Source organism: Paenibacillus sp. Soil522, from assembly GCF_001428245.1.
GTDB lineage: Bacteria > Bacillota > Bacilli > Paenibacillales > Paenibacillaceae > Pristimantibacillus.
On record NZ_LMRV01000001.1, the window covers coordinates 300,792 to 312,983 of the forward strand.

At 45.1% G+C, this 12,192-nt stretch carries 12 protein-coding genes; 10 read left to right on the plus strand and 2 right to left on the minus strand.

The annotated features are described in order from the left end of the window. Positions 1-59 precede the first annotated feature (59 nt). The 10 genes from ASG81_RS01545 to pckA all read left to right on the plus strand — a co-directional run bounded on the left by ASG81_RS01545 (position 60) and on the right by pckA (position 9,750). Positions 60-590, plus strand: coding sequence for a hypothetical protein (locus ASG81_RS01545; protein WP_056628099.1), 531 nt, complete (start codon positions 60-62; stop codon positions 588-590). Between the two features lies 1 nt (position 591). Continuing rightward, complete coding sequence (locus ASG81_RS01550; protein WP_056628103.1) at positions 592-2,085, plus strand: AAA family ATPase; 1,494 nt, start codon at positions 592-594, stop codon at positions 2,083-2,085. A gap of 152 nt (positions 2,086-2,237) precedes the next feature. After that, on the plus strand, positions 2,238-3,110 hold the full coding sequence (locus ASG81_RS01555; RefSeq protein ID WP_081417055.1) for a 3-hydroxyacyl-CoA dehydrogenase family protein: 873 nt from the start codon (positions 2,238-2,240) through the stop codon (positions 3,108-3,110). Further along, the gene (locus tag ASG81_RS01560) at positions 3,110-4,321 is read left to right on the plus strand and encodes an acetate/propionate family kinase (protein WP_056628109.1); all 1,212 of its coding nucleotides are present in this window, start codon (positions 3,110-3,112) and stop codon (positions 4,319-4,321) included. Before ASG81_RS01555 ends, ASG81_RS01560 begins: the two co-directional genes overlap by 1 nt. A 26-nt stretch (positions 4,322-4,347) precedes the next feature. Next, positions 4,348-5,028 (plus strand): DnaD domain protein, encoded by a 681-nt coding sequence (locus ASG81_RS01565; protein WP_235548694.1) that lies wholly within the window; start codon positions 4,348-4,350, stop codon positions 5,026-5,028. A gap of 332 nt (positions 5,029-5,360) precedes the next feature. Then, positions 5,361-5,540, plus strand: coding sequence for a hypothetical protein (locus tag ASG81_RS01570; RefSeq protein WP_056628112.1), 180 nt, complete (start codon positions 5,361-5,363; stop codon positions 5,538-5,540). A gap of 4 nt (positions 5,541-5,544) precedes the next feature. After that, on the plus strand, positions 5,545-6,852 hold the full coding sequence (locus ASG81_RS01575) for a CitMHS family transporter (RefSeq protein WP_056628114.1): 1,308 nt from the start codon (positions 5,545-5,547) through the stop codon (positions 6,850-6,852). A gap of 135 nt (positions 6,853-6,987) precedes the next feature. Continuing rightward, positions 6,988-8,025, plus strand: a complete 1,038-nt coding sequence (gene gap, locus ASG81_RS01580) for a type I glyceraldehyde-3-phosphate dehydrogenase (RefSeq protein WP_056628117.1) — start codon at positions 6,988-6,990, stop codon at positions 8,023-8,025. After that, positions 8,001-8,168 carry a GapA-binding peptide SR1P gene (locus ASG81_RS33780; protein ID WP_155971072.1) on the plus strand — a complete coding sequence of 56 codons (168 nt, stop codon included), beginning with the start codon at positions 8,001-8,003 and terminating at the stop codon, positions 8,166-8,168. The genes gap and ASG81_RS33780 overlap by 25 nt, the downstream gene beginning before the upstream one ends. Further along, complete coding sequence (gene pckA, locus ASG81_RS01585) at positions 8,158-9,750, plus strand: phosphoenolpyruvate carboxykinase (ATP) (RefSeq protein WP_056628121.1); 1,593 nt, start codon at positions 8,158-8,160, stop codon at positions 9,748-9,750. The genes ASG81_RS33780 and pckA overlap by 11 nt, the downstream gene beginning before the upstream one ends. Before the next feature lie 109 nt (positions 9,751-9,859). Here the strand turns inward: pckA and ASG81_RS01590 are convergent, their stop codons facing one another. Both ASG81_RS01590 and ASG81_RS01595 read right to left on the minus strand, forming a co-directional pair. After that, positions 9,860-10,552 carry a response regulator gene (locus ASG81_RS01590; RefSeq protein WP_056628124.1) on the minus strand — a complete coding sequence of 231 codons (693 nt, stop codon included), beginning with the start codon at positions 10,550-10,552 and terminating at the stop codon, positions 9,860-9,862. Beyond that, positions 10,549-12,165, minus strand: coding sequence for an ATP-binding protein (locus ASG81_RS01595; RefSeq protein ID WP_056628127.1), 1,617 nt, complete (start codon positions 12,163-12,165; stop codon positions 10,549-10,551). Before ASG81_RS01595 ends, ASG81_RS01590 begins: the two co-directional genes overlap by 4 nt. Positions 12,166-12,192: the final 27 nt, after the last annotated feature.

The following is a 12,192-nucleotide window of genomic DNA, read 5'->3' on the forward strand; positions in this document are numbered from 1 at the left end:
TCGTATAGCAGAGTTGATATACGGAAAGATCATTATAAGCTGCAGGAGGGATTTTGATTATGATGAGACCACGCGTGATGCCTGTTATCATTACAGCTGCAATTACTGCTTCTGTATTATTTGGAGGCTGGGCTATCTACAATCAAGTAGCCGTAGCAGCGCCATTAGAGCAAGTCGTTCAGGAAGTTCAGGGTGTTGTGTCGTCTGATAAGCCGGTTATGAATCAAGACCAAGTAACGATTCAACTCGAGCTAGCAGCTGATGCTAATATTCGAGACATATATGAGAGCATTGCGGCAAACGGCAAGGATGTATTTGGTGACCGCAAACTTAAGCTTGAAATCAAGGGCAAGCCAAACAAACAGTTAGATGATTTATGGTATGCGTCGTTATTTAAAGTTGCGGAAGCAATGGAAACAAAAACGTACTCCAGCATCCCAAATGCAATGAACGATGCTGCCAAGTCCATGAAGGATGTAAAGGTTACGACTGAAATGGACGAAAAGAATGTCTATATCACGATAAAAAATACGGAAGCTGTTAAATATGTGGTGCTTCCACGTACGCCAAACCAACTGGAGGCGTGGTAATATGAGAAAATACGGGGTGGAAATCGCAGTAGGCTTCGTGCCTGTTCTCATTGCTTTTCTTATCTATATCGGGCAAAATGTCGTGCCGATGCTTATGCTTGGCTTGCTTGGTTTTGCTGTTGTTTACGCAGCGCGCGGCAGAGGCAAGCTAACCGCAATAACCGGCCAGAAGCGACGCATGGATGAAAAATCGACACCATTAACCTTCGAGCAAATCGGGGGCCAGGAGCGGGCAAAGCGGGAGCTTGTCGAGGCGCTTGACTTTCTCGTTCATCAAGATAAAATTGCTAAGCTGGGCATTCGTCCGCTGAAAGGTATTTTATTAGCAGGACCGCCGGGAACCGGCAAAACTTTGCTCGCAAAGGCGGCAGCGCAATATACGGATTCCATTTATTTGGCAGCTTCCGGCAGTGAGTTCGTTGAGATGTATGTAGGTGTAGGTGCTGGACGTGTGCGCGACCTGTTTAAAGAGGCGCGTACGAAGGCGAACAAGGCGAAAAAAAACAGCGCTGTTATCTTCATCGATGAGATTGAAGTCATCGGCGGCAAAAGGGACGGCGGGCAGCAGCGCGAATATGATCAAACCTTGAATCAGCTGCTGACTGAAATGGACGGTATTTACGCGAATGAATCGCCGCGTATTTTGTTGATCGCGGCTACCAACCGCAAGGAAATGCTCGACAGCGCACTTTTGCGTCCGGGTCGCTTCGACCGTCACATTGGTGTCGAACTGCCGGACAAGAAGGGCAGACTGCATATTTTGAATATTCATGCAGACAACAAGCCGATAGATGATGATGTTGACTTAGACCGAATTGCAAGAGAATCATATGGTTTCTCGGGCGCACAGCTGGAGAGCGTCATGAATGAAGCGGCGATCTATGCGATGCGGGAGAATAGTGATAAAATAGCGGAAAGCCATTTATCGATGGCAATCGATAAGGTGATGATGGGCGAGAAGACCGATCGCGAGGCATCGAAGGAAGAACGTAAGCGCATTGCGCTCCATGAGCTCGGTCATGCGATCATGGCTGAGCTGGTTCGGCCAGGCAGCGTATCACAAGTTGCATTATCGCCGCGCGGACAAGCGCTGGGCTATGTTCGCCACAATCCGCAGCAGGATCAATACCTTTATACGAAGCAGTTTCTTAACGGGCAAATTATGATTGCGCTCGGGGGAGCCGCGGCAGAGGAAATGTTCTACGGTGATCGAAGCACAGGCTCGCGGGGCGATTTCGAACAATCGATGAGCATCGTTAAAACATTAGTGGAATCCGGATTAACCGGGCTCGGCATTATCGATTCTTCCATGATGACGAAGGAAGCTTGGACTAACATCAATCGTGAGATTTTAAATGAGCTTATGCTGCAAACAAAGGCGATGCTCGATACGAAACGCGATATATTTACGCAATCGCTGCAAACGCTTCTGCGTGAAGAAACACTTAGCGGCGATGAATTTAGAAGGCTCTTTACCCCGGATACAGCTGCATAAAACGTTTACAATATTACAATTTGAAGGCGGAATGTCTGTCCGCCTTCTCTTTTTTATGAAATTAGTTATAATAAGATTGAACGATATTTGCAGAGAATGCTTCTCAATTAGTTATAAGAAGCAAACTCGCCATACTAAAGGAGCTACATACATTGCACATAAAAACAGTTGGCGTGGTTGGAGTAGGAACGATGGGGCAGGGAATTGCTGAAATGCTCGCCTCCAAAGGATTGGATGTAATTATTATCGAGCGTTCGGACGAACGCCTTGCATACGGTAAACAAATGATTGAGGTTAGTTTGGATAAACAAATCGAGAAGTGGGCGCTCACGAAATCGGAGAAGAAGCTGATTATGAATAGAATCGAGCCGACAACCAGCTATGAGAAGCTGGCTGGCTGCGAGCTTGTCATTGAAACCATTACAGAGGACTTGGAGCATAAAAAGGCTGTTTTCGAAGAAATCGATAACATTTGCGGACCGGAAGCCATTCTCGCAAGCAACACGTCAACACTGAGCTTAACGGAGCTTGCCAGCGTAACGAAGCACCCTGAGCGCGTTATTGGCATGCATTTTATTTACCCGGTGTTCAAAATCGATTTGGTTGAAATTGTTCGCGGGCTGAAGACGTCCGAGGAAACATTCGTGCATACAAAACATTTTGTAGAAGAGATCATTAACAAAAAAGGTGTCATGGTTTTTGAATCCCCCGGATTCGTAACGACGCGGCTTATTTGTTTGTTCATTAATGAAGCGCTGCATGTGCTGGAGGAAGGCGTAGCCTCTGCCGAGGACATCGATAACGCAATGCGCATCGGCTATTCATTCCAGCACGGACCATTCGAAATGTGCGACCGCTTCGGTCTTGATTCTGTTTTGGCAGCCCTTGACCGGATGTTCCGCGAATATGGCGAGCTTAAGTATCGTCCTTCCATCGTGCTGAAAAAAATGGTGCGTGCCGGGCATCTGGGCGCCAAGTCAGGCATCGGCTTCTTCAAATACGATAAGGATGGGGATCGGATCTAATGAAAGTACTAGTTATCAACGCAGGAAGTTCTTCCTTAAAATATCAGCTTTACGACATGAGGGACGAATCGGTGCTTGCCAGCGGCCGTGTGGAGCGCATCGGGATGGATTCCTCTATTGTCACGCATGAACCGGTCGATAAGCCCGAGGTTCGCAACGTTAGTGAAATATTGGATCATGTTACCGCAGTAAAGCGGGTAGTGGAAATGCTTACTCATCCTGAATACGGCGCAATCAGCCATTTGAATGAAATTGAAGCGGTCGGCCATCGCGTCGTTCACGGCGGGGAAGTGTTCAGCAGCTCCGTGCTCGTAACCCAGGAGGTTAAGCTCGAAATTCGCAGGCTGTTCGACCTGGCTCCTCTGCATAATCCTGCTCATATGATGGGGATTACCGCGGTAGAGTCTAATTTGCCCGATGTTCCGCAAGCTGTCGTATTCGATACAGCGTTTCATCAGACGATGCCTAATACTTCTTATCTATATCCAATCCCGACGGTTTTGTACCGCCGTCACAAAATTCGCAGATACGGCTTTCATGGAACCTCACATTCCTATGTAAGCGCGCAAGCTGCGGAATATTTGAAAAAGCCGCTGGAATCGATCAAAATGATTACCTGCCATATTGGTAACGGCGCAAGCTGCGCAGCGATATTAAACGGAAAATCTTTTGATACAAGCATGGGAATGACACCTTTAGAAGGGCTGATGATGGGTACGAGAAGCGGCGATATCGATCCGGCCATCGTGCCGTTTGTCATGAATAAAGAGGAATTGACATTAAACGAAGTAAACTCTATGCTTAACAAACATAGCGGGATGTTGGCTATTTCTGGGATCAGCAGCGACATGCGCGAAGTTACCGAGGCGATGCTCGATGGCGACAAAAACGCAAAGCTAGCTTTTGACATGTACACCTACCGGGTGAAAAAATATATCGGCGCTTACACAGCAGCAATGAATGGCGTAGATACGATAGTGTTTACGGCAGGGGTCGGCGAAAATTCAGTCGCTTTGCGCAAAGCGATTTGCGAGGGAATTTCATTCCTTGGAATTGAGCTGGATGAAGAGCGCAACGCTGAGCGCCGCAAAGATGCACGCGAAATTACAACGGATAGCTCTCGCGTAAAAGTACTCGTTGTTCCAACAAATGAGGAGCTGCTGATAGCTAGAGATACGTATAACCTGGTTAAGCAAGCAAAAATGGTTTAAAGGCTTAGTATGGGAGGCAGCTTGCTGTGAACAACGAGATTTGGAAGGCGTATTCGCATGGAATGGCCGCTGCATTGCAGGAGGGCGGCGTTTACGTATCGGCAATGCTGCTGCGCACTTACCGCGAGCTAGGTTTGTCTGATACAGAAGCGATGCTGCTGCTGCAAATCATGGTCTATATGGAAGCGGATAAAAACGATTTTCCGACGCCGGAGGAGCTTGCTGAGCGGATGGGATTGACGGTTCGAGAGATTGGCCATATTTTGGGGCGGATGATGAAGGATGATTTCTTAACGATAGATGAGTATGTGGACAGAGATACAGGCATGCAGGCTGAGCGGTACAATTGGACCGGTTGGCTTCTCAAGGCTGCTGCGCTCTCCTCAGACCAGAAGCGGGAGACGAGGAGAGCTGAGCGTCAGCCTGCTAAACTGCAGGCGGCGTCATCGTCGGATTTGTTCAGCGTATTCGAGCAAGAGTTTGGACGCTTGCTCTCTCCAATAGAATGCGAGACTATTTCGGGCTGGCTGGACCATGATCGGTATACGGAAGAAATCATTCGTTTCGCGCTTAAGGAAGCTGTATTCGCGGGTAAGCTAAGCTTGCGGTATATCGACCGGATACTCATTGAATGGAGCCGCAATCGGGTAACAAATGCTGAAGAGGCACGCGCCCATGCACAAAAGTTTCGTGGAGGAAGAGGCTAAGCCAAACGGCTTAGCCTTTTTTTAAAACTGCGACGGCACAATCAACAGACAATCACTTGATATTTATTAGCAACGAAGAGAGATCGTTAGGAACAACAAAATATAATTTCTTCGTATTTCAATGCCTTGTCAAGTAAGGCTTTTTTTTGTTGTGACCGACCTCAGCAATGTCAGCATAGTCCTTTTTCTTCATTCCATTTATCTGTTGCGTTTATTGTGGAAAAGAATTTAAAGGTATTTATAAAGCTTAAGCTCATAATATTTCCGTCATGATGATGATCACATATAATCATTTTAAAATTGAAATCGCTTTCAAAGGAGAGGTAGTAATTATGAATCATCTACGTACATGCGGTGTGTGCGAAAACGTGATGAACGAAACCAATGTAGATGCGCCAGTATGCAATGAATGTATGGACGTACTTGAATTTGGATATCCTTCGTTCCCGGCTTATAGGCTGGCTGAATCAGACGGGTTAAACGAATACATTAAGAAGAAATTGGAGGTTTGACGTCATGTTATCGATTCTTGGTTTTCTTATGATTGCTGTTTTTATGTTTCTGATTATGTCAAAGCGGCTGTCTGCTATGGTTGCACTTATTTTAATTCCTGTCTTATTCGCTCTGATTGCCGGATTTGGTAAGGATGTCGGACCTATGATGATGGATGGTGTTAAAACGATCGCCCCAACAGGCGTTATGCTCATATTCGGTATTTTATATTTCGGAATTATGATTGATGCCGGCTTGTTTGATCCGCTTGTAAATCGAACATTAAAGGCGGTAAAAGGAGACCCCGTCAAAATCGTTGTTGGCACTGCTGTGCTGGCACTGCTTGTATCGCTTGACGGTGACGGTTCAACAACGTATATGATTGTCGTTGCAGCCTTGCTGCCCCTTTATAAGAGGCTGGATATGAATCCGCTTATTTTAACAGCTGTAACCATGCTTGCCGGCGGCGTAATGAATATTACACCTTGGGGAGGACCGACAGCGAGAGCCATGAGTGCGCTGCATTTGGATGCCTCCCAGTTGTTCACTCCTATTATTCCAGGGATGATTGTTGCAGCTTGTTGGGTGCTTGCAGTGGCATATATATTGGGCAGAAGGGAACGTAAACGACTCGGATTGAGCTATTCCACTTTGAATGAAATTGAACCCGAAGTTATAGCCGGGATAGCGACTGCACTTGAGGAGACAAGCTATAAAAGGCCGCGCCTCATTTGGATAAACTTAGCATTGACGGTTGCGCTTATGGCAGGGCTCATTACTCATTTTCTCCCGCTCACGATCCTCTTTATGGTCGCTTTCGCATTGGCTTTAATGATCAACTACCCGAGCCTGGAAGAGCAAAAAGAACGGGTTTCGGCTCATGCGGGAAATGCATTAAGCGTAGCGGCAATGGTTTTTGCAGCAGGGATTTTTACAGGTATTTTAACAGGTACGAAGATGGTGGATGCCATGGCTCTTACTCTTGTGGATATGATACCGGGCGCACTTGGTCCGCATTTGCCGGTCATTGCGGCTATTACCAGTATGCCCCTTACATTCTTTATGTCAAATGATGCCTATTACTTTGGGATTTTACCTCTTATTACAGAAGCAGCGAGTATATACGGGATTGATCCTGTAGAAATGGGAAGAGCATCGCTGCTTGGTCAACCGGTTCACTTATTAAGCCCGTTGGTGCCGTCAACTTATTTGCTTGTCGGATTGGCTGGAGTAAATTTTGGAGATCATCAGCGGTTTACGCTCAAATGGGCGATCGGCTCTACGCTTGTTATGCTGGTAACGGCACTGATCATAGGAGTTGTGAACTTTTAGAGAACAATTAGTGCATCATTTAAGAACAATATGAACAAAATAGTACAACATATAAATTATATATTGTGTATTAAATAATGATATGTTATACACTAATTAAGGAAAAAATATCTTTTACTTTGAAAGGAGAACACAATGACTGCAGGACTAGGAATTAGTGGCATGGGGAGAATTGGAAGATTACTCGTAAGAAAGATGTTGTCTGGCGGTACGAGTCAAATCGAATTGAAAGCGATTAATTCCGTCTATCCTGCTGAAACGGTAGCTCATTTACTAAAGTATGATACGGTGCATGGAACATGGGACGCTGCTATCACTGTAAAAGAGGGGATGCTCGTTATTAATGGTCATCCTGTGAAGGTAACTTATCAACGTGAACCTGAAAACATTGGATGGAGTCAGATGGATGTAGACGTTGTGATTGATGCTACGGGCAAATTTAATCATCGGCAAGGTGCACTGAAACATTTGAAAACCGGGGCATCCACCGTAATCGTCACAGCGCCTGGAACGCAAATGGATCTTACTGTGGTCATGGGAGTTAATGACCATTTGCTTGATCTATCGCAGCATTCTATCTTGTCAGCGGCTTCTTGTACAACAAACTGCGTCGCACCTGTGCTAAGAATTTTGGATGATTCTTTTCAAGTTAGGAATGGTTGGATGACAACCGTTCACTCCTTTACTTCCGACCAAAATCATTTGGATAATCCGCATAAAGATTTGCGGAGAGCCCGTGCTTGCACACAATCCATTATTCCCACTACAACAGGTGTAGGGAAGGCGCTTGCGGATGTCCTTCCTCATCTTGCTTCCAATATTGAAGGCATTTCTATCCGAGTCCCGGTCCAAGACGTTTCATTAGTTGATCTCACCGTTCAAGTTAAACGTGAAGTTTCTTTGGAAGAGGTTAAATCGGCATTTATAACGGCGGCAAACGGGTCATTATCCCATTATGTCGGGTATTCAGAAGAGCCTTTAGTATCATCGGATTTTATAGGGTGCGATAAATCGGCTGTTATTGATTCACTTTCTATCATGGTCATAGGAAATCAAATCAAAGTACTTGCCTGGTATGATAACGAATGGGCATACGCTAGCAGAGTTATTGAATTGGCTCAAACCGTAAGCGAAAGGATGGGGCAAAAATGGCAAACTTCGTTGGCTCTATAGATCTGGGTTCGGTTCTGTGTAAGCATTGTGGAAATCTTATCGATACTGTAGATACAGAAAAAGTCATGATCTATTACTCCGATTGCTTGCAATGTAATAAGGAAGGCTCGAAGAAAGTGGAGGAGAAACAATATGAATACTAGACAAGCATACAGATTGGAATTAGCGGAAATCATGCAGCAGGACAAGGTTCATTATAATCTAGCTGTTCCGAATTTAGTTGAAGCGGCATTGTTGCGTAAGGAAGGTACAATTACTTCAACAGGAGCGTTTCAAGTGACTACGGGGAAATTTACAGGACGTTCACCAAAAGATAAGTTTGTTGTCAAAGAATCCCGTGTCGATCAACATATTGCCTGGGGGAGTGTAAACCAACCCCTGTCTCCAGCTCAATTTGAGAAGATTTATGATAAAGTGTTGAATTACTTGCAAGATCGTGAACTGTATGTATTTGACGGATTTGCAGGAGCAGACGAAAATTACCGGCTTCCTATCCGAATCATAAACGAATATGCCTGGCATAATCTGTTCGTCCACCAATTATTTATCCGCCCGACGCAAGAAGAACTTATTTCTCATCATCCGGAGTTTACCGTCATTACGGTACCTGGTTTAAAGGCGGATCCGCTCGAAGACGGGACCAATTCTGAAACGTTTGTTATTGTCTCATTCGAAAGAAAACTAATCTTGATCGGCGGCACAGAATACGCAGGAGAAATGAAAAAATCGATATTCACTGTACTTAATTTTCTATTGCCGTTTAAAAATGTTTTTCCGATGCATTGCTCAGCGAACGTTGGGGATAAAGGTGATGTGGCGCTCTTTTTTGGTCTTTCCGGCACAGGAAAAACAACACTCTCAGCCGATGATAACCGGCATTTGATCGGGGACGACGAACATGGCTGGTCGGATCAGGGAGTGTTTAATTTTGAAGGCGGCTGCTATGCAAAATGTATAGACCTTTCCCTAGACAAAGAGCCGCAAATTTGGAATGCTATTCAATTCGGCGCTGTCTTGGAAAATGTTGTCCTGGATCCTGTAACCCATCTTGCCGATTATAAAAATAAGTCTCTGACTGAAAACACGCGCGCAGCGTATCCGATTAGCAGTATACCGAATGCGGTCATTCCGGGAGTGGCCGGACATCCGCAAGTAGTAATTTTTTTGACAGCAGATGCTTTCGGCGTGCTGCCTCCCATTTCTAAATTAACAAAAGAACAGGCCATGTATCACTTCTTGTCTGGGTATACCTCGAAGCTTGCGGGCACGGAACGCGGGGTAACAGAACCTGAGGCGACCTTCTCCGCATGCTTCGGAGCGCCGTTTCTTCCGCTTCAACCAACGTTTTACGCCCGGATGTTAGGCGAAAAGATTGAGGAACATGAAGTAAAGGTCTATTTAGTGAATACCGGCTGGACCGGCGGTCCATTCGGAGTGGGGAAACGAATGAATTTATCCTATACTCGGGCTATGGTTACGGCCGCCTTAAATGGAACGATAGAGCAGGCGGATTTTACGGCCGATCCGATTTTTGGACTCCAAATCCCCGATTTTGTGAAGGATGTGCCAAGTGAAATGCTGCATCCAAGAAATACATGGCAGGATAAAGCGGCCTATGAAAAAGCAGCAGGTGAACTTTCGGACCGTTTCATTCGAAATTTTGCACAATTTTCAGGTGTGAACGATGATATCCTGAAAGCCGGGCCGCAAAACAAAGACAGATAAAATCAAAGAGAATTTGTGAATCACGGCATAAAATTGCTTTAAAACAACAACAGGCTGCTAAGCAGCCTGTTGTTGTTTTGTTTACAATTAATTTTTACTATTGGAATTGCTACTGTTTTTTCATACGATATCGTTTTTGGGGGCGGCCAATCGTACCATATTGAAGAAATTCATCGATCATATTTTCTCTTAAGAGGTATTTTAAATAATTACGCACAGTCGATAAGCTGACCCCGGCCAACCGGGTAATGTCCTCGGTTGTAAGCAGGTCAGTAGCATGTTGAAAACAGGATTGAATGAGTTTGAGCGTTTTCTCATCGATCCCCTTATGGAATTGGTGAGAAGATGATTCTTTTGGGGCGCGAAGCTTCATCAAATCGTTTAGCAGATCTTGATTTAATTCGGCAGATGACGTTAGACGACTTCTGAACTTGGCATATTTCATCAGTGTATTCTGCAAATGATCTAAATCAAACGGTTTGATCAAGTAATCGAATACACCAAGACGTAAACCTTCCTCTACGATATCGCTTTCCTTGGAGGCAGTTATTAATATGGTGTCCGAGGGAATGCCCAGACTGCGAAGTGTCCGCAATAACTCAATCCCTGAACGGTCGGGTAAGTAAACGTCCAGTAAGAGCAGATCCGGGGCTTGTCCGTTGATAAGGGCAAACGCCTCTGCATAATTATGAGCAATTCCAGTCAAAACAAAGTCCATATTCATTTCAATATATTTACCATGCATTCTTGCAATTCGAAAGTCATCCTCTACAATGAGCACACGAAGGGGAGAGCTGGTCAATTTTTAATCATCTCCTTTGGCAATATGGCCCGTAATGTTGCGCCTGAAGGTGAACTGTCCATCTGCAGTTGTCCTCCAACACTTGTAACCATTCGGGATACTAAGGCTAAACCGAAGCCTCGGCCGGCCCCTTTAGTGGAGACCCCGTCCATAAAAATATAGTCACGGATATCGGAATTCACTCCCGATCCATTGTCTTGAACCGTAATACATATCAGGCCAGGTTCCTCTCGAAACTGAATAACGATGACGCCGGTATGAGTCTCAGGCGGAGAAGTCATCAAAGCTTCTATTGCGTTGTCGATAGCGTTGCCAATCAGAGAAATGACGATATCACGATGCGGAACAGGGTCGGGTAGGGACGAATCAGAATCTACTACGAATTGAATTCCCTTTTCCTTAGCCTGATGAAGTTTTCCGATCAGTACGCCGACTACAGCAGGATCGAGAATTTTTGAAAGAAAGAAGTCCATAAGGTTTTGCTGCTCTTCATTGACTTCCTCGATCAATTCACCTACCATTTCATATTCCTTCATCTTAATTAAACCGGATATGAGATGAAGTTTATTCATAAATTCATGTCTCTGGCTGCGCATCGCGTCAATATAGTGCCCGATATCTGCGAGTTTTTGAGCAACTTGATCAAGCTGAAGCTTATCACGGAAGGTGGCAACCGCGCCAATGATATGTCCCTTTGCATAAACGGGGACACGATTCATAATGATTAAATGATTGCCTATAATCATTGGTTCATCCCGTTGAATCGTTCCTTCTCTTATTACTTCCAATAAACGTGACTGTGGAAGTACGTCCTGAATGGTCTGTCCAGTCATATCTTTTTTATCCATTCCCAGTAATTTTTTGGCTTCCTTGTTGCATGTAGTAATCGTTCCTTCACTGTTAACTGCAACGATTCCCTCCCGGGTTGAGTCCAGAATCGCAGCTTGTTGCTGTGTAAGGAACGCGATCTCGGCAGGCTCCATATTGTAGATCTGTCTTTTAATATGTCCGGATAAAAGGTAAGCGCCTCCAAGACCGAACATGAGGGCAACTACGCCAAGCAAGAACATTTTGACAAGAAGAGAAAGCGTTTCTTTCCAAATATCCTTTACCAAAAAACCAACCGAGACTAAACCAATTAGCTTGCCATTGCCATCCCATACAGGCGTTTTCCCTCGAACGGACAAACCCAGACTGCCCGTAGACGTTGTTTGAATTTCCTGACCTTGCAATACGAGTTGGTCTAAATGAAGATCATCGGCTTTCAACGGTTTGCCAATTAACTCGGTTACAGGATGGCTGTATCGAATCAAATTTGTATCCGCTACGACAATAAATTCGGCGCCCGATTGCAGACTAAGCCGTTCAGCCAACGATTGGATATTTGTCCCCTGTCTCTTTTTCAGGCCTTCCTTGACTTGTGGCAACGCCGCCATGGTCCGGGCAATAAAAAGCGCATGATCACTGCTTTCCTTAAATCGTTTTTCAATGATTATATAAGAAAGTGCTGACAGCAGCAAAAGAAGGACTATAACCATATTTAAAACGACTAATAAATTGATTTTGGTTCGAAGCTGTAGAGGTTTCTGTCTGAGCAAAGAAAAGCTGGTCACTGCGTATCAGCCTCCGTTGTGTTTATT

Bases quoted from the DNA above. Each gene is read 5' to 3' on its own strand.
- ASG81_RS01545 (WP_056628099.1), top strand. From the start codon at position 60: ATGATGAGACCACGCGTGATGCCTGTTATCATTACAGCTGCAATTACT.
- gap (WP_056628117.1), top strand. From the start codon at position 6,988: ATGACTGCAGGACTAGGAATTAGTGGCATGGGGAGAATTGGAAGATTA.
- ASG81_RS01550 (WP_056628103.1), top strand. From the start codon at position 592: ATGAGAAAATACGGGGTGGAAATCGCAGTAGGCTTCGTGCCTGTTCTC.
- ASG81_RS33780 (WP_155971072.1), top strand. From the start codon at position 8,001: ATGGCAAACTTCGTTGGCTCTATAGATCTGGGTTCGGTTCTGTGTAAG.
- ASG81_RS01575 (WP_056628114.1), top strand. From the start codon at position 5,545: ATGTTATCGATTCTTGGTTTTCTTATGATTGCTGTTTTTATGTTTCTG.
- ASG81_RS01570 (WP_056628112.1), top strand. From the start codon at position 5,361: ATGAATCATCTACGTACATGCGGTGTGTGCGAAAACGTGATGAACGAA.
- ASG81_RS01560 (WP_056628109.1), top strand. From the start codon at position 3,110: ATGAAAGTACTAGTTATCAACGCAGGAAGTTCTTCCTTAAAATATCAG.
- pckA (WP_056628121.1), top strand. From the start codon at position 8,158: ATGAATACTAGACAAGCATACAGATTGGAATTAGCGGAAATCATGCAG.